Genomic DNA, 23,097 nt, shown 5'->3' with positions numbered 1-23,097 from the left:
TACAGGAGGATTTTTATTCATGCAAAAAATTCAGGCCGGCATGGCTGTAGAGTTAGAAGTGGAACGTAAGGCTGATTTCGGATGGTTTTTAACGGATGGTTCAGAAGATGTCTTACTTCATCATAATGAAATGAATGAAGGAACGGAACTTGAGATTGGCGATGAAGTAACTGTGTTCATCTACCATGACAAACAAGCAAGGCTAACAGCGACAATGAAGATACCCGAAATTCAGATTGATCAGTATGGCTGGGCGGAAGTTGTCAATGTGAAAAGGAAACTTGGTGTTTTTGTTGACATCGGTCTTTCGAAAGATATTCTTGTATCCCTGGATGACCTTCCGAATATAGATCGATTATGGCCTGAGGTTGGTGATCGTCTATATGTATCCCTGAAGACAGATCGTCATGATCGCCTGTTTGGTAAACTTGCAACCGAAGATGTCATTCAGGAGATTGCAGTAACAGCTCCATTAAAAGGGATTCGTAACACCAGTATTAAGGGAAATGTCTATCGTTTGCTTATGGTTGGATCATTTTTTATTTCAGAAGAAGGGTACCGCTGTTTCATTCACGAAAGTGAACGCAAGGAGGAGCCCCGTCTTGGTGAATTAGTTGAAGGGCGCGTCATTGATAGTAAAGAAGATGGAACGCTTAACGTTTCTTTAATCCCCTTTAAACAAGATTTAATGGGGGAAGATGCTGATGTCATTTTCACTTATTTAATGAATCGCGGCGGTGCAATGCCTTATGGTGACAAAACGCCACCTGATGATATCAAGTTCCACTTCGGTTTGAGCAAGGGAGCGTTCAAGCGTGCTCTCGGCAAACTGATGAAAGAAGAAAAGATTTACCAGGAAGATGGATGGACATATTCTTCAGACCGTAAATGAAAAAAGCAGCGGATTTTATCCGCTGCTTTTTTATTGTGAATTTCATTAAAAGAACTTCTTTTTGCCTTTTTCTTCTTTTAAAATCTCCACCGCTTCCCTGAACCTCATCGAATGGACAATTTCCCTCTCGCGTAAAAACCTGAGTGAATCATTGATATCAGGATCATCCGAGATGTCAATTAACCACTGGTAGGTTGCTCTGGCCTTCTCTTCAGCAGCGATATCTTCATATAAATCTGCAATCGGATCTCCTTTTGCTTGGATATAAGTGGCGGTCCATGGATTCCCTGCTGCGTCATGATAATAAAGGGCACTATCATGATTGACATAATGATCCCCTAGCCCGGCGGCTGCCATCTGCTGAGGTGTGGCATCTTTTGTAAGCTTATAGATCATCGTAGCGATCATTTCGAGATGGGCAAATTCTTCCGTTCCGATATCCGTAAGCAGGCCAATGACTTTTTCCGGAATTGTATATCGTTGATTTAAGTAACGGAGTGCTGCAGCCAACTCACCATCAGCACCGCCATATTGTTCTATTAAATATTTAGCCAATCGGGGATTACAGTCTCTTACTTTAACTGGATATTGCAGCTTCTTTTCATAAACCCACATAGCTCATCTCTCCTTATACCTGCCATGGCCAAGGGCCTTGGCCCCATTCCCATTTATTTTCACCGCCTGGACTGTTTCCAAATCCCAATAATGGACCATATTTAGGCTCAAAAACCGATTTCAGTTGTTGGGAGTATTCATGAAATTGATTGAATTGCTGTAAAGCCTGCTGGTCGTTAGGATGTGTATCCAAATAAAGAGTCAACTCGACAAGTACGAAATCGGCAGCCTGTATTTGTTCAAGCAACTGATAATATTCATCATCCAGTTTCTTATTCATTTACGTCTCCCTTTCCCGATATGGATTATCATAAAAGTCATAAAAGAATTTCCAAAGTGTACCGTATTTCAAAGCTTCTTCCGGAGTGAACTGCTCCATATTGGGCGGTTGAAAATTAATATACAAATTAGGAGGTGTCCTGTAATACTTTCTCCCAATTGGCGGACACGGATCGAATTTACTATGGAAAGGTTTATATGACTTAACTAGGGTAAAAGTCTTTTCGCGAGTCACAAAAAATACCTCCTTTGTAAAGATATAGCCTCTAATTTTTATGCCTCGGTAATGCATAATATGACTCCTGTGGCCTGGAAAGGGAATTAAATGGAAAATGATATTTTTTCAGAATATTATAAAATCTTGTTATAGTCCCGTTATCTTACTGTGATGTTTGTCATCTATTCTTTATCTGTTTGTTCTTTGTATAGAAAAAAACTATGTTAAGATTTAACTCGTAGCTTATAAAGCAGCTCACAAGGAGGTAACAACATATGAAAAAATCAATCTTATCGTTAGCGGCAGCGGCTGCTATATCCGGTGCATTCACAATTCCGGTACAAGCAGAAGATGTCAAAGTGAAAGATGGAGACACATTATGGGGGATATCTCAAACATATAAAGTATCAGTAGAAGATATTAAGTCTTGGAACGATTTGTCTTCAGACGCGATTTATGCCGGAGAAACCATACATATTTCTCAAGAAGAGCATTATAAAGTAAAGTCAGGGGACACATTATCGGGAATAGCACACAAATATGATGTAGGGGTAAATGATATTAAATCTTGGAACGGTTTAAGTTCAGATACAATCCATCCTGGTCAAGAAATTGTCATAAAACCGGCAGCTAACAAAGTCGAAGCTGCAAGTGTAGGGCCTGCACAGAAATCAGGGCAAGCTGCACAACCAGAGCAATCCGAACCAGCTGAACAATCTAAGCCAGCAGAACAAACAAAGCCGGTTGAAAAATCGGAACCAGCAGATTCAAACAATGAATCCCAAGATCAAGCCGAATCTGGAAAAGAGATTACTGTTAGTGCAACCGCCTATACGGCTGATTGTCAAGGCTGCAGCGGAACAACAGCAACAGGAGTGGACTTGAAAGCTAATCCTGATGCAAAGGTGATTGCTGTGGACCCATCAGTCATTCCGCTAGGATCAAAGGTTTATGTTGAAGGTTATGGCTATGCAACGGCAGCCGATACAGGCAGTGCCATCAAAGGGAATAGAGTGGACATATTTGTTCCAAACGAACAGGATGCCGTGAATTGGGGCGTTAAAAACGTTAAAGTGCAAATCCTGAATTAATTTAGCCATGAAAAACATGTTTATATATTGAAAAAGCAGACACAGACATATTGTGTCTGCTTTTTTGTCCTTTAGGTTGTCGGGAAAAGCAGGTACAATAGAAGAAATAGATCCTTATAAATCCTTAGAAGTTAAATAGGAGGAATAGTAAATTGATGGAAAAAGCACGTGAATATTTACAAGAATACTTTGGTTATGAGTCATTCCGAAAAGGTCAGGAACAGATTATCGAACAGGTGTTGGGAGGAATAAACACAGCGGGAATCATGCCTACCGGCGGAGGTAAATCAATATGTTACCAAATTCCAGCCCTTCTATTGCCAGGTGTAACACTCGTTATATCCCCACTAATTTCCTTGATGAAGGACCAAGTAGATGCCCTCGAACAAAATGGGATTGATGCCACGTTTCTTAATAGCTCCATTTCTGGGTTAGAATCATCCAATAGAATGAACGATATTAAGCACGGTAGATATAAGCTGGTTTATGTTGCACCTGAACGTTTGGAAAATCCTGCATTTCAACAGGATCTATTTAATGTGGAAATTTCTATGGTTGCCATTGATGAGGCCCACTGTATATCTCAATGGGGACATGACTTCAGGCCAAGCTACCTAAAAATCAAAACCTTATTGAAAAACATGCCATCCGCTCCGACTGTACTGGCTTTAACGGCAACTGCCACACCGCATGTGACCGATGATATATGTCAGTCGCTCGGAATATCTGTACAGCATACAGTATCCACGGGATTTTCCAGAGATAACCTGTTCTTTTCCGTTGTGAAAGAAGAAAATCGCAGTCGGTTTTTAATGCGCTATTTGGAGAAAAACAAAAATGAATCGGGTATCATATATGCAGCAACCAGGAAAGAAGTCGATTCCTTGTATGCCAAGCTTATTAAAGCCGGATTCAAAACAGGTCGATATCATGCTGGCATGAATGAAAAAGAACGGTCGGAACAGCAGGATCAATTCATTCGTGATGACGTTCCCTTGATGGTAGCGACATCTGCCTTCGGGATGGGAATCGATAAGTCGAATGTTAGATACGTCATCCATTACCAAACTCCAAAGAACATGGAGAGTTATTATCAGGAAGCGGGCCGTGCAGGGAGGGATGGTTTGGATAGCGAGTGTATCCTCTTATATTCCCCACAGGATATGCAGATACAGCGTTTCTTGATTGATCAATCAAATCCCTCTCAGGAGTGGCAATCCCAGGAATTGAAGAAATTGAACAGAATGAAGGATTATTGTTTTACCGAAGGATGTTTGCAAGCCTTCATTCTTAGATATTTTGGAGAAGAAAACCCTGAAGATTGCGGTCATTGCGAAAATTGTACAGATAAACGTGACTCTGTTGATGTAACTACACAGGCACAAATGGTCCTTTCGTGCATGTTGCGAATGGGGGAGCGATTCGGTAAAACGATGATTTCCCAAGTGCTTACGGGATCACGCAATAAGAAAATTGAAGAGTTCGGATTCCAGAAGCTTTCAACCTATGGTATCATCAATGATCAAACTGCGAAGGATGTTGGTGATTTCATTGATTTCCTGACAGCAAAACAGTATATCGAAATGACGGGCGGACAGTTTCCGGTTCTTAAAGTTACCAATGCTGGCAGGGAAGTGCTTTTGGGACAGAAAAAAGTCCTGCGTAAGGAAATAAAAAAAGTAAGCAGCATCAGTGCTGATCATGGGCTGTTTGAAGAGTTGAGACAGTTAAGAAAAGAATTGGCAAGTACGGAAAATGTACCTCCATTCATTATTTTTTCCGATGCGTCTTTGAAAGATATGGCCGTCAAACTGCCGAGGACGGAAGAGGAATTCCTGGAAGTCAAAGGGGTGGGGATGCAGAAATTCGAACGCTTCGGAGACGCATTTTTACAAGTGATTTCCCAGTATGTACAGGCACACCCTGAATTAGAAACGAATACTATGGTTACAAAGGAAACGGTAAAGAGAGCTACTAAACCATCTCACTTAGAAAGCTATCGCTTATATCAGGAAGGCAAATCAATCAAGGAAATAGGGACATTGCGAGGATTGTCTGCCATTTCAATTGAAAATCATTTATTAAAGTGTGCAGAAGAACACTTGGATATCAATTGGGATGAGATTTTCTTGGAGAAAGATTTTAATCTTGTTTTGGAAACTGCAAAACAATTGGATTCAGAAAAATTGAAACCACTTAAAGAAGCGCTGCCCGAACATATTTCCTACTTTATGATCAAAGCGATCTTGGTTAAGGCAGGGCTGGAAAACGAAAGGTGTTAAGGTTTTTTGGATAATTTCTTCATTGAATAAATAAGAATTTGGTTTAATGCGTATACTAGGAATGATAAAAAGGTGAAATTTCGCTCCTTTAATCAGAGTCTTTATAAAAAAGAGGAGGTTGCTCATGTATTTTGGTAAAAAGAATTCAGAGGAACCAGAAATAGTTATGGAAGATACGATAGTATATGCATGCGGATCAGCGGATTGCAATGGTTGGATGAGAAAAGATTTTGCCTCGGAAAACTATGATTGCCCAATGTGTGGAAGTCAATTGGTTGAAGAAATCAGGGAGCTCCCAAAAATTGAAAATGAGTATAATGCGTTTAAATAAAAGAGGTGAATCATAGCCTCTTTATTTTTTATTTTGAGAAGGAAGGATGGAGGAGTGTTTTTATCTGGGATTAATGCTTTACATATAAAGATATGTATGATATTATTAGATTTCAGTGTTATGAAAAGAATGCACTGGAGGGTAATTTAAAGTAACATTTTTATTAATAAAATAATTTTTCATCATTTTCATGATGAAGTAGAAACAAGTTAAACACATTTAGAAAAAAGAAATACATGTTATCACCAAGTATTTTCCTCGATCCATTTCTGTTCTTCATTAACTTACTTCTATGTACCATTTGTCTTTTGGAATTTAATCTACCCAATTGGAATTACGGACGGTTTTAATTAATAAACATGTACTTACAAGCTTTTATCTGATTCTCGCAGGCACGGTCTAGGAACCGTATGGATGGGAGAGAGGCAGGGCTTTCATTGTTTTAGGTTTTGGCATTAAAAATTACTCTCGTGCTCGCTTCGATTTGAAATGTTCAACGAACGAGCAGGAAGAACCATATGGAATGGATTCTTAAACAGGCGCAGTCTCGATTATCTGAAGGGTAAGTCAGGGACTGTGTTTCATTTTGGGGAATACTTTCTTTTTTAGAATCTTTCCTCAAATATATAAAGCATATATATGATATAATGGTAACTGAGATATGAAAAATTCATGCCGTAATCAAGTTCTTACCATTCAAAAAGTTTGGTTGAAAGAACAATAATCATACTTAGATTTGCGAATGGTTATTTACTCACAATTTAGATTAAACGCCATCTATTCTTCTTTTATCTTTATGGCTTGTGATCTGTTATGCAGGACGGAGTCAATTCAATTCTAAGGAGTGAGATATATGTATAGAAGAAATAATACGGAAGAAATCATTCCTGAAGAAACAAAGGTGTGGGAATGTACATCAGAAGATTGCAAAGGTTGGATTCGCGATAACTTTACAAGTAATGATGAACATGTTTGTCCGTTATGTAGCAGCGAGATGAAACCCGGCACCAGAATGCTTCAAGCAATTAACAATCCAAGAAACTATTAAGGCTATAAAAAAAGCTGAAGGGGATTCCCTTCAGCTTTTTTTATCTTTCTGCCAATTTGATGAAGCAAAAAGCAGATGAATGATTAGTGGATATCTTTTTTCTTGAATCGGCCGCCTCGAACTTCCGCGATATCCCCTACAGCAAGAAATGCAGATGGATCGAAGCTTTTGACTATCTCTTTAAGTTTAGCTTCCTCAAGCCTGTTTATTACACAAAAGATGACTTTTTTATCATCACCGGAATAAGCACCTTCACCAGCTAAAAAGGTTACGCCCCGCCCAAGGCGATTCATTATGGCTTCACCGATATCATTAAATTCATCACTGATAATCCAGACAAATTTGGATTCGTCCAAACCTGCGATGACGATATCCATCGTTTTATATGCCACGAAGTAAGCTATGATCGAATACATGGCACGATCCCACGAGAATACGAAGCCCGCACTTCCCAGGATGAATAAATTGAAAAACATGACGATCTCCCCAACGGAAAAAGGGAGCTTCTTGCTAGCGAGTATAGCAAGTATTTCTGTACCATCCAATGAGCCGCCATATCGAATGACCATTCCAACTCCAATGCCAAGAATCATTCCGCCGAAAGCGGACGCTAGGAGGATATCTTGAGTGAAAGCTGGTACATGATGAAGCGATGTAGTGGTAATGGAAAGGATTAAAATTCCATAAAGGGTAGATAATGCGAAGGTTTTGCCGATTTGTTTATAACCGATAAAAAAGAAAGGAAGATTCAAAATGAAAAGAAAGATTCCGAGCTTCCATCCAGTGATGTAAGATAACATAATCGATATACCCGTTATGCCCCCGTCGATTACGTTATTCGGCACTAAAAAAATCTCGAGGCCGACAGCCATCAAAACCGCACCGATTGTAATTAATAGACCTCTCTGTAAAATTTGTCTCAGTGTTAATTTTTTATGCTGGGTCTTCTTTTGCATAATTTCTGTTGTACTTGCACCTGCCAGGTCTGACATAATCATGCCACCCACTCCTTCTCTCTATATAGGTTCTATGTAATTATAAACCTATAGGTATAATTAAATAAAGAAATTAACATTCTGATTCATATATTCCTGAATAATTATTGGTATCATTGATAACGTCACGGAATGAAGAAAAAGGGTTGTTAATGCTTGTCATTACCATGTATTCTTATTCTACTCCATACAAAACAATAGTATTTCTAATTTTATTGAATTTATGAAAGAAACCTGCATTTTCTTGAGATATGGGGTGCACCGAAAGAATCGATGTGTAAATAAATAGGAATAAGGAAATAAAAAACCTTTGAGGTACTATGAATTTCCTTTACAATATAGGAGAATAGAACGTTTGAGGTGATCAAGTAAAAAAATGGAACAATCAATTGTAGCATCAAATCCTGTTCTCTTTATGATTGCAGTACTTTTGATAATAATGGCTTGTTATACGGCGTTGGATTTACTGACAACATTACTGACGATAAAGAGATATAAACGCCTTGTGTATATAGGGAGCAGCTGCTCTATGGGAGTGGCTATTTGGACGCTTAATTTTGTTGTCATATTCACCCTCGATAATTCAGGAATGGCAGCAAACAACTTTTCTACAATAATTTTTTCGTTAGCATTAGCCATCGCTCTCGCAGGGGTTGGGTTATTGGCCATTTCGTATAAAACACAAGTACTGCAAATCGTTTTTTGCGGTTTCATGTTTACGATGGCCATATTATCCAATTATATAATGGGAACATCTTCATTAAACCACTCTTTGAACTTTAACCCATTATCGGTCTTCAGTACGCTTTTCAGCATCTTTATTTTATTTGTAGCAGCACTTGCCATCTTATTTCATTTTAATAAATTAAGTCAATCCTCGCTAAAACCAGTCAGTACTCTTTTGATGAGTGGGGCAATCATTGAAGGCTATTATCTTTTTATAAGGGTTTTACCGATGAACGCGAAAAATGAAGCGGGTGAATTTGTTCCACTCACTCCATTTATGCTTTATCTTACATGCTTCGTTTCATTATTCATCCTTGCCAGCTTGATAGCTTCAAGTACGATCGTGGGCCGGCGGTTAGCAAAAAGTGATAATACTGTAAGCGATATCCGTTATGCTTTAGATCAATCGGCGATCGTCGCCATCACGGATGCAAATGGGATCATTACATATGTAAACGAAAAATTCCTGGAAATATCACAATATGAAAAACATGAACTAATAGGGAAAAATCATTCCATAATCAATTCTGGTCATCATCCGAAAGAATTTTTCACTGACTTATGGCTAACGATCAGCAAAGGGAAAACATGGCATGGTGAAATATGCAATCGGGCTAAAGATGGTAATGTATATTGGGTGGATACAACTATCGTTCCTTTTATGAAAAAGGGTAAACCATATCAATATATTTCCATCCGTTCGGATATTTCCAGTCGTAAAAAAGCAGAAAATGCTTTAAAGGAGTCAATTAAAGAACTGGAAGATATGCATTATGCAATCAACCAGTCCTTGATTGTGGCGATTACCGATGATAAAGGAGTCATTATCGAAGTGAATGAAAAGTTCTCGGAGGTTTCTGGTTATGGGAGAGGTGAATTGATAGGCCAGACCCATAAGATCGTTAATTCTGGATACCACTCAAAGGAATTCTTTGAAAAAATGTGGAAGACCGTCCGTGAATGCAAAGTTTGGAAAGGTGAAATTAGAAACAAAGCGAAAGATGGCAGTTTTTATTGGGTCGATACAACAATTGTTCCATTTTTCAGCGAAGAAGGAAAGCCATTTCAGTATTTAACAATTAGATATGACATAACCGAGCGTAAACAATCGGAAGAGATGCTCCATCGGCAGGATAAATTAGCTGCTGTCGGTCAGCTTGCTGCTGGAGTGGCACATGAAATACGCAATCCCTTGACCTCCATGAAAGGATATACGGAATTTTTGCAATTGGATGAAACGGACGAAAATAAGCAAGAATATCTGGAAATAATCATGGAAGAAATCAATCGTGTGAATGAGATAGTTGAAGAGTTCCTACAATTGGCCAAACCACAGGCCTTGACTTTGGAGCTGAAGAATCTCGTGCCAATCATTCAGAATGTTGTATCCTTGACGGAATTTGAAGCCAGGAAGAAGAACATCACGCTGTTTTCGGATTGTAATGACGAAGAGATCTTCGTTCGTTGTGATGAGAATCGATTAAAACAAGTCATATTGAACTTCATTAAAAATGGTATGGAAGCTATGCCTGACGGTGGGTTCATAAAAGTCATGACTGAAATTAAAGAGGATAAAGTGCAAATATCCATTACCGACACAGGAATTGGGATTCCGCCAGAGCAGCTTAAGAGACTGGGAGAACCATTTTTCACAACGAAAAAATCTGGTAATGGGTTAGGATTAATGATCAGCTTTAAAATCATAGAAAGCCATTTGGGTAATGTCTTTGTCGAGAGCGAGGTCAATAAAGGTACAGTCTTTAAAATTGTGCTCCATATTTAATGGGAACAATGAAAAAATATCAACAATATTGTAGAAGATGTCTGCATGGGGGAACTGGATTTGGAAAAACAAAAGCAAGTCAATATCATTAGCTTGAAGGTGTTTTACCTTTTTTCATTTTTTGCAGTAGGAAGTTTAACACCGCTATTAAGCGTTTATTTAGCCAATGAGGCAGGTTTGTCAGGTATTGAAATAGGTACGATCATGTCCGTTGGACCGATAGTGATGATCGTTTTTCAACCACTTTGGGGGATTGTATGTGATTGGAGCGGGAGACCGGCAAAAATACTGGCAATGACATCGTTGCTTGCTGGTATATTCGGTTTAGGTTACTTGCTGTTCGATCACTATTTACTTATAGTGTCCGTTGCTGTCGCATTGGCTATTTTTCAAAGTGCGATAATACCAGTTTCAGATAGCATCACCCTTCAATATACAACGAAAATCAAATCGAATTATGGGAAAATCCGTTTATTCGGATCACTTGGTTACGGTGTGGCCGTTTTTGTAATGGGAAAATTATCTGAATCCTTCTTGGGTCCTTCCGTGATATTTTATGCTTTTTTCTTCGGCCTTTTGATCGCGGCTAGTCTGGCTCTTCGTTTGCCCGAAGAGCCGCCTGGGGAAAAGGTGAAGCTTTTCGGTGGAATGAAAGAATTGATCACGATGAAACGATTTCTTATCTTTCTTGCTATAACGTTCTTGCTTTTTGGTCCTAATCTTGCAAATAACGTATACTACGGTTTGTTTGTAGAGGCAAGGGGAGGGACATATACAGGAATTGGCATTGCGTTCCTTTTAGCTGTATTATCGGAAATCCCCTTTATGAGAATCGCAGGTACATGGATTCATAAGATAGGCCTGCTGCCAATTACCTTATTGGCTGGAACGGCCTCATTGGTCCGCTGGGTTTTATACTTCACAGAACCAAGCTTGGCTACCGTATATGTGTCTTCGGTCATTCAAGGGTTTTCACTTGGCTTATTCATTCCTGCAGCTTTACAATATATCAGGGAAGTTGTCCCTGTACGTATAACAGTGACGGCAATAACGCTTTATTCCGCCATAGGCAATGGATTGGGCAACTGGTTCAGTACCTTTAGCGGCGGAATAATTTTGGATAAATCAGGAATATATGCGGTCTATTTATTTTATGGTTTACTCACGCTGATCGGAATGCTGCTTACAATATGGCTCATGTGGTATGAAAAAAAATTAAAAGTTATGGGGAGACCCATAGGTATAATAGAAAAATGAAGGAAAATAAAGCGAGGGACCTCTTTGCCTATCATGGTGAAGAGGTCTTTCTCTATTCTATTTACAAATTTGAGAGAACGTAGGCTAAATGATCAAGCAGAATGAACATACTTTGAAAGGGCGTAGGGGTTCATTAAAATTCCTCAGTAGACATACTCGGTGAAAATGTATTTGTCTCCAATTTTATAAGGGTTTGTATAATTTACACGTTGATTGGAATGAAAGGCACTCGCTTTCCGCTGCTCTTTAGCCTGCCAGGTCTACCTTGGACACGCTTTTTCCTCAGAAGTCTCGAACGCACGTTCCAATCAACTTTGTTTAAAATTTAGAGAGTACCCCTTTTGTAATCCCATTCCGCGGTAAGTTTATAAAAGATATGCTTTTATGAATTGGAAAATTTAACCAAAACAATCAGTTTTTTATTTTTGGAAATAATATGATTTAATGGAAGATAGAGAATGAATGGAAGGGTGAGTGTTTTTGAGCAAACCAAAAGTGTTGGCCATTACCATCGCATCAGCTTTTATCGGCCTGTTTTTTTTATTTTGTCTTGGATGGGCGATTTTGGACCATTATGGAAAGGGAACTTCCGATAAGGAAGTGATTGAAGAAACCGCCATTAAAAAAAATGATTTTCCCGATGATTTTACGGTAGTTGCGATAGGCGATTCATTGACCCGCGGTACAGGTGATGAAACAGGGAAAGGTTACGTTGGACTTGTTATTGAAGATTTAAAGAGTGAGTACAATAGAACACCAATCATTCATAACCTGGGAATTAATGGACAAGTGTCTAAAGAATTGGTACAGCAAGTTAGACAACCGGAAGTGAAGCGCCAAATCCAGGCTGCTGATGTTATTTTAGTTACAATCGGGGGTAACGATTTATTTCAAAAAGGCAGGACCCTGCTTGAATATGATCGTGAAGCTATTACGGTATCCCAAAAGAATTTCTTGGGAAATTTACATGAAATTTTTAAAGATATCAATAAAGTCAATGATACAGCTACCATTTTGTTGCTTGGGCTGTATAATCCGTTTATAGATTTGGATGAAGACTTTGATACGAACCGCATTGTACGGGACTGGAATAATGAAACGGCGGAAGTCGTGGCTCTTTATGAAAATGCCATTTTCGTTCCAACTTTTGATTTATTTCAATTGTCGGTAAATGAGTATTTGTATTCAGATAAATTTCACCCTAATAAGAAGGGATATCGTTTAATTGCTGATAGAGTTGCTCCTTTAATAAAATGGGAGGATGTGGAACGATGAAACAGGTGACATTGTCTGTCAGGGACTTGAAAAAAAGGATTGGCAAAAGGGAAATTATTAAAGGAATTGATTTTGAGCTGAATGAAGGGGAAGTTTTCGGCTTTTTAGGACCGAATGGAGCAGGCAAGACGACGACGATCCGCATGTTGGTCGGTTTGATTAAGCCGACCTCGGGTTCCATCCATATATGCGGGTATGATGTTCGTCAGGACTTTACAAAGGCTATGAAGCAAATGGGCTGCATCGTTGAAAATCCAGAGTTATATCCATTTTTGAGCGGGTGGGATAATTTGCTCCACTTTGCAAGAATGTTACCTGATGTTGATGAAACAAGAATGGACGAGGTTGTTGAACTCGTCGGTTTGCAAGCGAGAATTCACGATAAAGTGAAGACTTATTCATTAGGAATGAGACAGCGTTTAGGAATCGCGCAGGCCATGCTGAATAGCCCTAAACTATTGATTTTGGATGAACCGACTAACGGGCTAGATCCTGCCGGAATCCGTGAGATGCGGGAATTCATCAGAAAGTTGGCTGAAGAAGATGGTATGAGCGTTCTGGTTTCCTCACACTTGTTAGGTGAAATCCAGCAACTTTGTGACCGAGTCGCAATCATTAAAGGTGGGGAAATTATTAAAACGGATACAGTGGAGAACTTATTATCCACGCAGGAGCGGATATTTTGGCGGGTGGAACCTATTCAAAAGGGCGCGGAAATACTTAGCAGCTTCACCGAAATCACCTTAGATCAAAAATATATCATTACAGCCTATGATGAACTCAAGACACCTGAATGGAATGCTGCTCTTAACCAAGCAGGCGTAAGGGTGCATGAAATGAATCGAAAGCTCCCGGGATTGGAAGAATTGTTTTTGCAAGTTACGGGGGGAGGTGCGGGCATTGAATAATTTGGTCCAAAATGAAATGATGAAGTTGCTGGCAAAGAAACGGTTAATCATAATCGGTCTCATCGTTGGAATTTTAGTCCTGATGTTTACATATGCCCAGTACAAACAAGTGGAAGAGCAGCGGGAGAAGTTGGGAACTGATGATTGGCGTGCAGCTCTTCAGCAGCAAATCATTGATATTCAAAATCGATTGGGCTCCAATAGGATGCTCGATGAATGGCGTGAACAGCTGCAAGTTAGTCTGAAGCAGCAGCAATATTATCTCGATCATGATATCAATCCCTCAGAACCAGGCGCAGCCACTTTTACACGCATGTTTTTGGAAAATGCAATCGATTTGTTCATTCCGCTGTTAATCATGATTGTGGCTAGTGATATGGTTTCTTCCGAAAATAGTCAAGGGACAATCAAGCTTTTGCTGACACGGCCAGTGGAGCGCTGGAAAATCTTATTGAGCAAATATGTAACATTATTATTATCGGTGTCGATTATCGTGGCGGTGACAGCCTTATTGTCTTACCTATTATCGGGTATCGTTTTCGGATATCAAGGTTGGGGAGCCCCTGTAATAACCGGATTTGAATTGAAGGGTGCTGACGTGGATGTCAGTCAAGTAAGGCTAGTGGAACAATGGAAATTCCTATTGATGGATTTGGGACTTGTCTGGCTGGTGGCGGTAGTTGTAGGGACCCTTTCTTTCATGCTTTCGGTACTGGTGAGAAGCACACCTGCAGGCATGGGTATCATGCTGGCTGCATTGATTTCCGGGGCTATATTGAACAATATGGTTTCATCATGGGAATCAGCGAAATATTTCTTTATGGTGAATTTGAAATTGACCGCTTATATTAGCGGAACGGCTCCGCCAATAGAAGGGATGACTTTATTATCCTCCGTCATTACTCTGCTCGTTTGGTGGGCGCTTGCTTTAATTGTATCTTTTACAGTATTTACCCGGAGGGATGTATACTGAGAAACAGCCTATTTAAATTATAAGTTGTTTCTGTTTATTGATATAATTAATTCGGAAGTGCTGCGCCCTGAACCATTTTTTTTTTAAAAGAATTGGTTTAACTGTCCAGTCAGTCCAAAGATGCTTACGGCGAGACGATTGGCAAACAGTCGGCGGAAAGGGAGCGGAATCCGAAATCAGCTGGAATGTTTTCTAGAAAAAACTGTAGCTGATCTCACACCGAATTATGTTTAGGACTAGTTTATCCTTTAAGTTTTTCACCTGTAACCCTCATTGGATGGAAGAAAATTGCGACACTCCTGCCGAAAAACTGGCTAGCCGAGACCCCACAGCCGCTTGCGGTGAGGAGGCTTGGCAGACAGTCGGCGGAAAGGGAGCGGATTTCTGAAATCAGCTAGAATGTTTTCTGGAAAAAACTGAAGGCTGGTCTCATCCCAACTTATATTTAAGTCTAGTTTATCCTTTAAGTTTTTCACCTGTAACCCTCAATGGATGGAAGAAATTTGCGACACTCAGCCGGAATAACTGTCTAGCCGAGACACCACAGACGCTTGCGTCGAGGAGGCTTGGCAGAAAGTCGGCGGAAAGGGAGCGGATTTCTGAAATCAACTCCACCTTTTTTTAAAAAAATTGTAGGCTCGCTTTCGAATTTGCCTGCAGTCTGAACAGCCTATAAAAATTATAGGTTGTTTTTTATTTTCTCGTACAGGGTATCCTTTATAAAAAAGTATGTTCAAAATAGGAGGATTATAAATGGATGATAATCATTTGAATGAAAAATTCATGCCAATGACTTCAGTTTCCAGTGGAGATATACAGATTATAAATGAGGATATATATTGTCTGTCCGTCCAAATCGTTAATGTAATTTTTGTAGGGTCACCCAAGGATGATAAATGGGTATTGATAGATGCAGGGATGCCACGTTCAGCAGAGGCAATAAAGAATACTGCTGAAGAAATATACGGACCGCAAAAGCCACCTGCTGCAATTATTTTGACACATGGACATTTCGATCACGTTGGTGCACTTATTGAGTTAATGGAGTTTTGGGAGGCTCCTGTTTATGCCCATATTAAAGAAATGCCTTATTTAACGGGACAGGAAAATTATGCCGAACCAGATCCAACTGTTGAAGGGGGGATGGTCGCCAAAATCTCATCGATATTTCCGAATGAGGGAATCAACCTTGATGAAAAAGTTCAGCCATTGCCTGATGATCATAGTGTTCCCGGGCTTCGTGATTGGAAATGGGTTCATACCCCAGGCCATTCGAAAGGACATATTTCACTTTTCCGTGAAAGTGACCGGAGTTTGATTGCTGGAGATGCTTTTGTGAATGTCAGGCAAGATTCACTATACAAGGTTATCACTCAGGAGAAAGAAATAGCAGGACCGCCGCGGTATTTAACAACCGATTGGGAGGCTGCCAAAGAATCGGTACGTCTATTGGAAAGTCTGAAGCCTGCTGTTGCCATAACGGGGCACGGGTATCCTGTTGAAGGGAAAGAACTGGAAATGGGTTTAGCGAAGCTTGCAAAGGAATTCGATTCATTAGCTAAACCGGATCATGGGAAATATGTGGAATGAAGGGTGACCGTGTTTAATGAATAATTTCTCTACAAAAGTCAAAAATAAACAAGCAACTTATGAAAAATGGAGGGATTTCCGTGACTAATTTAAGAGATATCATGACAACAGACGTTGACTGTTGCACTGCGGAGGATAATATATATGAAGCAGCAGTCAAAATGAAGAATGGTGATGTTGGTGTCATTCCTGTATTGGAGAATAACCATTTAATCGGTGTCATTACAGACAGGGATATCGTCATTCGCTGTGTTGCCGAGAAAAAGCCAAATTCGACTAGAATTACCGATGTTATCTCCACCAATCTTGTAACAGGTACGCCTGATATGTCAGTGGAGGAAGCTGAGGAGTTAATGGCTACCGAACAAATCAGAAGGCTCCCTATCATTGAGAATGAAAAGCTGGTCGGTGTCGTGGCATTAGGTGATCTTGCTGTACACCAACAGACAAATTCAATGGCTGGAGATGCTTTAAGTTCAATTTCCGAAGACAGAGATCAAATTCAGCACTAAAAACCAAAACTCTGTTAGCTATTGCTAACAGAGTTTTGGTTTTTAAAGATACTTATTGAACCAGCCCTTGATTTCCTCAACATGTTGCAGGCGCATTTTTGGAGATCCGCTTCGCGATACCTCATGAGTTTCATTTGGGAATGAAACAAGTATGGCTTCTTTATTTTGCCGTTTTAAAGCGACAAAAAATTGCTCGCTCTGTTCAATGGGACAGCGGAAGTCCTTTTCTCCGTGAAGTAAAAGTAAAGGCGTATCCACATTGGAAACATATTTTAATGGAGAGTGCTGCCATAGTTTTTCAGCAGAGTTAATGATATCGCCGCCAACTTCCCACTCTGTAAAATAATAGCCAATGTCGCTGACCCCATAAAAACTTAGCCAGTTACTGATACAACGCTGAGACACAGCCGCCTTGAAGCGGTTGGTATGTCCGATGATCCAATTTACCATGAATCCTCCATAGCTTCCTCCGGATACCCCTAACTCTTCATCGTCTATAAAATCATACGTAGCTAGAACGTGATCGACTCCAGCCATTAAGTCCTTATAATCCATGCCTCCATAGTCGCCGCGGCAGGCGTTTACAAAGTCCTGGCCATATCCTACACTCCCTCGCGGGTTAGTGAACAATACAGTATACCCTTCATTAGCCAAGGTCTGGAATTCATGAACATAGGTATTAGCATACATCATATGCGGTCCGCCATGGATTTCTAAAATGAGCGGATATTTTTGACTACCATTAAAACCGTTCGGTCTCATGATCCAGCCGTGAATGGTAAGCCCATCGACTGATGGAAAAGTAATGGGTTCAGCCATGGACAAATGTTTATCCTTCAAAAACTCCTCATTAACAAAACTGATTTGTTCCTTATCACCATTGGTAAGGTTATAAGCAAAGAGATCGCCAGGATGAACAGGTGTACTGATGGCCACGACAGCACGGTGGCTTTCGGGATCTATAGTCAGGCCGTATATATGCTGCGGGTCAAGGATTGATGGATACATGGCTCCTTCAATGGAACCATAATATACTCCGGTATTACCATAATCACTTATTAAAAAGTAAAAACCTTGGCTATCGTTTGTCCACAAAATACCTGGGTCGACGGCTCCGATTTGGAAATCCCCTATTGCGGAATCTCCAATTTGCACGTCCCATCCGTCGGTCAAACACTTAGTCGTTTGGTCCATGATGGAATATAACCAGATATTTGAAAAGGTCGCACCGGCAAATTCTTTATTATGGCCTATGAAAGAAAGATATTCGCCATTTGGAGACCATTTAGGATCTCTAAAGAAACCTGTACTATCCGTAATTTTTTCTAAAAATTTCGTATCAAGATCCATGATGAAAATATCTGAAAAAAGATCATCATCACTTCTTTCTGCATCTCCGCTTATGAATGCAATACGTTGTCCGTCTGGAGACCACGCATTCGGAAGATGATCAATATTGTTTTCCGTCAGCAATGTGAATTCTCCCTTAAAAATGTCCGCTATTACAAGCTGTTGATATAACTGATCAAAATAGCCTCTCCCATCCCATTTGTACTTGATCCGGTCATACCTATTAACTTCTTTGGATAGATCATTTTCATTTACCGTATTAAGGTTTTCGCCTTCCTTTAACCCGGTAGAAAGCAGTAACTTGGTGGAACAAGGGGACCAAATTGGCTTTGATGCGCCGTTGACGAAATGGGTGAGCTGGCGAGCTTCCCCGCCAATGCTCCCGATAATGTGGACTTGTTTTTTTCCTGATCTATCTGATATAAAGGCGATATGCTTGCCGTCGGGGGACCAGGCTGGTGATGTATCACGATTATCCCCAAACGTCCATTGCTTTGTTTCATTCGTAATCAGGCTGAACATAAACAGATTGGAAATATATTTTTCCGTTTTTTCATCTATTCTGGTTTGGACATAAACCGCCATGCTGCCATCCGGTGATAGCTTTGGATCGGTTACTGATTTCAAGTGAAATAAGTCTCTTGCTGTTATACCTATTTTGTTCATCCTTTTCACCCTTTCATTTCTCATAGTTATGTATTTCGCTAAAGAGAAATAAAATCCTTTAGTAAATGGTAAACGCGTCATGTTTATTTATCAAGGACGAAAGAAATGAAAATAATCCGGCCTTTTTATCAGGTCGGATTATCTGGATATATCGGCAAAAACTTACAATTACTTATGCATATGTCCTGTATGCGGACGGTGCGGCGGTATTTGGAAATTATGTTCTTCCATCATTTTATAATGTTTTTCAAAATGTGAAACCATTTTATCGGCTTCTTCTTTCGAAAGCGCGCCATACTCAACATATTTTTCAATCAATTTCTTTTTGTCAGCGAGTATTTGTTTTTGGATCTTAGCGATTTCCGATTTTTGAGCATCAGTGAATTGTACACTTTCAGTCTTTGCTTTATTTTCCTGTGCAGCCGGATGATTAAGGTTGACTAAGAATAGGGAACAAGCTGTTAAACAGATGACGAAAAACTTTTTCATGAATGAACGACTCCTTCTTTTTAATTTTTTTTCTGCCTAAATGAAGAACTGTAGAACCTTTAAAAATCTGAAAGTCTCTTCCTGATGGTGAATGATAATTAATATGGAAGATTCCTTATTTCTTCTATTATCATTTACAGCATTTACAGTTTTATGTAAAAAATAAGGGGGAGGTTTGTTAGAGAAAGATATGGGTATTTTAAATGTAAGTGGAATTCTTATTAATAAAAAGTCCTTTAAAAGGGAAGAAAGGGGGATTATCATGATTTGGACGATTATTGGTGTAATAATATTATTATGGGTTCTTGGTTTAGTCTTCAAAGTGGCTGCAGGCTTTATACATATCTTGCTTATCATCGCGGTCATTCTCATTTTGGTTAAGGTTTTTAAGGGAAGGAATCGAATGTAGAGGTGTATTGAATGACTGACCTGGAAAAGCTTTTAAATACCAATGTAAAGGCGGCCTGGTGAATAGGTCGCATAAAATTGTAGACAATTTGATCTCCACTCCAGGCACTCGCTTTCCGCGGGCGGTCCGGGAGTCTCCTCGGCGCCCTTGCGCCTGCGGGGTCTCCCTTGGACACGTTTTTCCCGCAGGAGTCTCGTACCTTCCGTTCCAATCAACTTTGTTTAAAATTCAGATAGAATCCCTTTCTATGTACAAACTGAGGCGGCCTGTTGAACAGGGCGCCTTTTAATTCAGGAAACTGTCAATCATAAGGAAGTGGATGGCCTAACAGCCTCTTATGAATCCATATCGCTGACTGGGTGCCATCTCCCATGGAAATGGTGACTTGTTCGGAATGGGCTACGAGGTCGCCGCCTGCCCAGACTCCTTTAATATTCGTTTCTTTAGTCCGGGGATGAACCACGACATGATTGTTTTCATTGACCTGCACACCTAATTGTAAGGCTAGGCCATTATTAAGCTTGTTCCCTTTAAACGCCGTAAATGCCTTTTCAGCCCTGATAATTTTACCAGATACTAATTCTATGCCCGTTAACTCCTGATTGGCATCGACATGAACCTCACAAACTTCCTCTTCAATTACGGGAATGTGATTTGCCGTTAACTTATCTCTATACTCATCATCAATTTTAGATTTCAAATGGTTTACGTAAATGATATCTTTTGACCAATATAATAGAGTAAGCGCCATGCCTGCACCCGTATTTCCGCCACCAAGAACAACGGTTTGCTTATCCATGATCTCATACCCATCACAGTCAGGGCATATATATGTGGATGTCCCAAGAGTTGAATAGATGTTTTTGATTGGAGGAATGTTATCGGTAATGCCAGTACCAAGAAAAATCATTTTTGCTTGATATTCCCTGTCATTTTTAGTTTGGATAAAAAACTTGTCCTGCTTTTTTTCTAGAGATGTCACTGTATCATCCATGAATTCGACACCGAATTTTTCAGCGTGCTGCCTGCCAAGCGTCCTTAATTGTTTCCCGCTTACCCCGTCTGGCCACCCAAGAATGTTATGGTATGCCTTGGCAATGGAGGAGCGGCCTTGAGCAGAATCAATGACGATAATATCATGTTTATATCTTCCTAGCTGGATGGCTGCCTGAATCCCGGCTATACCTCCACCAATAATAATGCAATCTGCTTGTTTCATGAATTCACCGCCCATAAATTTGGAATAAACCTAGTGTTATTCTATCTGTAAAAAATATACCACTAGTCGCTGGAGCTTAAACAAAAAAAAGGAGGAAGTCCGCATCTGGCAGATCTTCCTCCCTTATCTTTAGCCTATATCATTGATTCTGTATTGGGTCGAGCCATTCTTGTGCCCAATTTTGAATTTCGTTCATAACCGGTGCAAGGGCCTTGCCTTTATCAGTTAAAGAATATTCAATCCTGACCGGTGTCTCTGGATATACGTCCCTTTTAACAATACCTTCAATTTCCAAGTCCTTTAAACGTTCAGAAAGAATCCTGCCGCTTATCGGGAATGCAGATTCAATATTACAAAACCTTTGAGGGCCATTAAGTAATTGATTGACAATCAATCCAGTCCAGCGTTTACTCAAGATTTGCATTCCTTTTTCAAATCGTGGACAAAGTGTCGTATTATTCATCATATCACCTCATTATTAATATATTATAATGCATTTACCTCATATGTAACAACTTTACCGAAAATTATTTAGTTACTAGAGATGTTATAGTATAAGAAATTCACGAGCTTACTTTAAGTATCATGGAAAGGATTCCGCCTCGGATTTGCCACATTTTTAAAAAAAGCGTGCTTTTAAAAATGTGTTGTTTAGAGATACCATGTAAAATATGTTATTTTAATATTGAAGTCAAAGTTTTGCAAATGGAAGGATCCGTGGGAAAGATGAGTGAGTTACTGCAAGAGGCCGTATCCTTTATCAGGACAAGTTATCCGGAATTATTGAAAACGGAAGAGGACATAAATGGCAGGATCGAACAAATTAAAAAGGAAATAAATGAAACAGGCAGATATGAACATACATATGAAGAATTGGTATATGGTGCTAAATTAGCTTGGCGGAATAGCAATCGTTGCATTGGGCGCTTTTTTTGGGAATCACTAAGGGTGATTGATAAAAGAATGATTCAAAGCGAAGAACAAATGGTATCGGCCCTCTTCGAGCATATCGAATATGCTACGAATAATGGGAATATCAGACCTGTGATTACCATTTTCAAACAGAAAGATCATGATCGAAAAGTGGATATTTGGAATCATCAACTTATTCGTTATGCAGGATATGAGACGGAACATGGTGTAATCGGCGATTCAAGTTCAATCGAATTCACCAAGCGATGTATGGCATTAGGGTGGGAAGGAAAATTCGGACCTTTCGATATTTTACCCCTTGTAGTCCAAGTGAACGGAAAAACCGCTAGTTTTCATGATATACCTGAAAGCCTCGTTAAAGAGGTTAAAATCACCCATCCTGAACTGACATGGTTCGAAGATCTTCAACTAAAATGGTATGCAGTTCCAATCATATCTGGTATGAGGCTGGAAATTGGCGGTATTACTTACTCAGCTGCACCATTTAATGGGTGGTACATGGGAACGGAAATCGGTGCTAGGAATCTTGCTGATGAAGAACGCTACAATATGCTGCCGGCAATCGGGGAGAGGATGGGCCTGGATATTAAACGTGATTCGAGTTTATGGAAAGATCGAGCCCTTATCGAACTGAATGAAGCAGTCCTTCATTCATATAAAAAACACGGAGTCAGCATTGTTGATCACCATACAGCAGCTAAGCAATTCAAGAAATTCGAAGAAAAAGAAGCCTCATATGACCGGAAAGTAACGGGGGATTGGACCTGGTTAATTCCACCGGTGTCACCAGCCACGACCCATGTTTTCCATCAGCCATATAACAATGAAATTATGAAACCTAATTTCTTTTATCAAATTCCTCCATATAAATAAAGGTTTACATGAACTGGCGGCGGGTATATATACAGTAAGCCAAATAAATAAGGGGGAAGGTAATGATGGCATTAGGAAGAAACGCGGTATTACTAGGAGTCGGAGTTGCCGGAGTCTCATTTTTATCGAATAAAACGAACAGAGGAAAAGTGAAGGACATGTGGTCCAATGCAAAAGCAAAAACGGTAGGCTTTTGGAATAGGACGGCTTCAGAGCTGGATCCTGTAATTGAAAAGGCGGGTCACCCTGATCCATACGATCATGATGACAATAAAATGGTGGACGAAGGCGCCATGTACGGTGTTCACTATTATAATAATGCTAAGCATGGATAAAGTAATCAGAATCGCTTGGGAGTACCCAAGCGTCAGACTGCAGACAAAC

23 protein-coding genes are annotated in these 23,097 nt (G+C 39.9%); 15 read left to right on the top strand and 8 right to left on the bottom strand.

Features of this window, described 5'->3' with window-relative positions; translation table 11 throughout:
* The first annotated feature begins 19 nt into the window (after positions 1-19).
* Entirely contained in the window at positions 20-892 is an 873-nt protein-coding gene (locus OTG27_RS02935; RefSeq protein WP_048683447.1) for a CvfB family protein, read from the top strand.
* 45 nt (positions 893-937) lie between these two features.
* Here OTG27_RS02935 and cotJC read toward each other — a convergent pair whose 3' ends face one another.
* From cotJC to OTG27_RS02920, 3 genes are read right to left on the bottom strand one after another with little or no spacing between them, the layout of a single operon-like run.
* Entirely contained in the window at positions 938-1,507 is a 570-nt protein-coding gene (cotJC, locus tag OTG27_RS02930) for a spore coat protein CotJC (RefSeq protein WP_063576015.1), read from the bottom strand.
* A 13-nt stretch (positions 1,508-1,520) separates the two neighbouring features.
* Positions 1,521-1,787: a spore coat protein CotJB gene (locus OTG27_RS02925; protein ID WP_034307303.1), complete on the bottom strand. Its 267-nt coding sequence runs from the start codon at positions 1,785-1,787 to the stop codon at positions 1,521-1,523.
* Positions 1,788-2,021 carry a spore coat associated protein CotJA gene (locus tag OTG27_RS02920; RefSeq protein ID WP_048679115.1) on the bottom strand — a complete coding sequence of 78 codons (234 nt, stop codon included), beginning with the start codon at positions 2,019-2,021 and terminating at the stop codon, positions 1,788-1,790.
* A gap of 257 nt (positions 2,022-2,278) precedes the next feature.
* On the opposite strand from OTG27_RS02920, the gene OTG27_RS02915 reads away from it, so the two are divergent.
* The 4 genes from OTG27_RS02915 (at position 2,279) to OTG27_RS02900 (ending at position 6,755) form a co-directional block, all read left to right on the top strand.
* Positions 2,279-3,094, top strand: coding sequence for a LysM peptidoglycan-binding domain-containing protein (locus tag OTG27_RS02915; RefSeq protein ID WP_268936162.1), 816 nt, complete (start codon positions 2,279-2,281; stop codon positions 3,092-3,094).
* A 155-nt stretch (positions 3,095-3,249) separates the two neighbouring features.
* Positions 3,250-5,376, top strand: a complete 2,127-nt coding sequence (gene recQ / locus OTG27_RS02910; RefSeq protein ID WP_063577715.1) for a DNA helicase RecQ — start codon at positions 3,250-3,252, stop codon at positions 5,374-5,376.
* A 124-nt stretch (positions 5,377-5,500) separates the two neighbouring features.
* Positions 5,501-5,707 (top strand): cold-inducible protein YdjO-related protein, encoded by a 207-nt coding sequence (locus OTG27_RS02905; RefSeq protein WP_034307297.1) that lies wholly within the window; start codon positions 5,501-5,503, stop codon positions 5,705-5,707.
* An 853-nt stretch (positions 5,708-6,560) separates the two neighbouring features.
* Entirely contained in the window at positions 6,561-6,755 is a 195-nt protein-coding gene (locus OTG27_RS02900) for a cold-shock protein (RefSeq protein ID WP_034307294.1), read from the top strand.
* Between the two features lie 83 nt (positions 6,756-6,838).
* Here OTG27_RS02900 and OTG27_RS02895 read toward each other — a convergent pair whose 3' ends face one another.
* Positions 6,839-7,753, bottom strand: a complete 915-nt coding sequence (locus OTG27_RS02895) for a YitT family protein (protein ID WP_268936161.1) — start codon at positions 7,751-7,753, stop codon at positions 6,839-6,841.
* A gap of 373 nt (positions 7,754-8,126) precedes the next feature.
* Here OTG27_RS02895 and OTG27_RS02890 point away from each other — a divergent pair, with 373 nt between their 5' ends.
* From OTG27_RS02890 to OTG27_RS02860, 7 genes are all read left to right on the top strand, one after another.
* Entirely contained in the window at positions 8,127-10,259 is a 2,133-nt protein-coding gene (locus OTG27_RS02890; RefSeq protein WP_268936160.1) for a PAS domain S-box protein, read from the top strand.
* Between the two features lie 60 nt (positions 10,260-10,319).
* Positions 10,320-11,516, top strand: a complete 1,197-nt coding sequence (locus tag OTG27_RS02885) for an MFS transporter (RefSeq protein WP_268936159.1) — start codon at positions 10,320-10,322, stop codon at positions 11,514-11,516.
* A 480-nt stretch (positions 11,517-11,996) separates the two neighbouring features.
* On the top strand, positions 11,997-12,791 hold the full coding sequence (locus OTG27_RS02880) for an SGNH/GDSL hydrolase family protein (protein ID WP_268936158.1): 795 nt from the start codon (positions 11,997-11,999) through the stop codon (positions 12,789-12,791).
* Positions 12,788-13,699, top strand: a complete 912-nt coding sequence (locus tag OTG27_RS02875; protein WP_268936157.1) for an ABC transporter ATP-binding protein — start codon at positions 12,788-12,790, stop codon at positions 13,697-13,699. Before OTG27_RS02880 ends, OTG27_RS02875 begins: the two co-directional genes overlap by 4 nt.
* On the top strand, positions 13,692-14,672 hold the full coding sequence (locus tag OTG27_RS02870) for an ABC transporter permease (protein ID WP_268936156.1): 981 nt from the start codon (positions 13,692-13,694) through the stop codon (positions 14,670-14,672). Before OTG27_RS02875 ends, OTG27_RS02870 begins: the two co-directional genes overlap by 8 nt.
* Positions 14,673-15,425: 753 nt before the next feature.
* Positions 15,426-16,262, top strand: a complete 837-nt coding sequence (locus tag OTG27_RS02865) for an MBL fold metallo-hydrolase (protein ID WP_268936155.1) — start codon at positions 15,426-15,428, stop codon at positions 16,260-16,262.
* An 80-nt stretch (positions 16,263-16,342) separates the two neighbouring features.
* Complete coding sequence (locus tag OTG27_RS02860; protein WP_096339657.1) at positions 16,343-16,774, top strand: CBS domain-containing protein; 432 nt, start codon at positions 16,343-16,345, stop codon at positions 16,772-16,774.
* Between the two features lie 42 nt (positions 16,775-16,816).
* On the opposite strand, the gene OTG27_RS02855 is transcribed toward OTG27_RS02860, so the two are convergent.
* Both OTG27_RS02855 and OTG27_RS02850 read right to left on the bottom strand, forming a co-directional pair.
* Positions 16,817-18,790, bottom strand: a complete 1,974-nt coding sequence (locus OTG27_RS02855; protein WP_268936154.1) for a S9 family peptidase — start codon at positions 18,788-18,790, stop codon at positions 16,817-16,819.
* A 168-nt stretch (positions 18,791-18,958) separates the two neighbouring features.
* Complete coding sequence (locus OTG27_RS02850; protein WP_268936153.1) at positions 18,959-19,279, bottom strand: YckD family protein; 321 nt, start codon at positions 19,277-19,279, stop codon at positions 18,959-18,961.
* 262 nt (positions 19,280-19,541) lie between these two features.
* Here OTG27_RS02850 and OTG27_RS02845 point away from each other — a divergent pair, with 262 nt between their 5' ends.
* Positions 19,542-19,688, top strand: coding sequence for a lmo0937 family membrane protein (locus tag OTG27_RS02845; protein WP_106027466.1), 147 nt, complete (start codon positions 19,542-19,544; stop codon positions 19,686-19,688).
* A 301-nt stretch (positions 19,689-19,989) separates the two neighbouring features.
* Here the strand turns inward: OTG27_RS02845 and OTG27_RS02840 are convergent, their stop codons facing one another.
* The gene (locus tag OTG27_RS02840; RefSeq protein WP_057277911.1) at positions 19,990-20,907 is read right to left on the bottom strand and encodes an NAD(P)/FAD-dependent oxidoreductase; all 918 of its coding nucleotides are present in this window, start codon (positions 20,905-20,907) and stop codon (positions 19,990-19,992) included.
* Between the two features lie 139 nt (positions 20,908-21,046).
* A complete protein-coding gene (catR, locus tag OTG27_RS02835) occupies positions 21,047-21,370 on the bottom strand; it encodes a catDE operon transcriptional regulator CatR (protein WP_057277432.1) in 324 nt (107 codons plus the stop codon).
* Positions 21,371-21,633: 263 nt separating this feature from the next.
* On the opposite strand from catR, the gene OTG27_RS02830 reads away from it, so the two are divergent.
* Positions 21,634-22,713: a nitric oxide synthase oxygenase gene (locus OTG27_RS02830; protein WP_098185279.1), complete on the top strand. Its 1,080-nt coding sequence runs from the start codon at positions 21,634-21,636 to the stop codon at positions 22,711-22,713.
* A gap of 62 nt (positions 22,714-22,775) precedes the next feature.
* The gene (locus OTG27_RS02825) at positions 22,776-23,048 is read left to right on the top strand and encodes a hypothetical protein (protein WP_057277433.1); all 273 of its coding nucleotides are present in this window, start codon (positions 22,776-22,778) and stop codon (positions 23,046-23,048) included.
* The last annotated feature ends 49 nt before the right edge of the window (positions 23,049-23,097 follow it).

It is taken from the genome of Peribacillus sp. AS_2 (assembly GCF_026891895.1).
GTDB lineage: Bacteria > Bacillota > Bacilli > Bacillales > DSM-1321 > Peribacillus > Peribacillus frigoritolerans.
The sequence above is the reverse complement of the archived record's forward strand: the minus strand, read 5'-3'. Positions and strand labels throughout refer to the sequence as shown.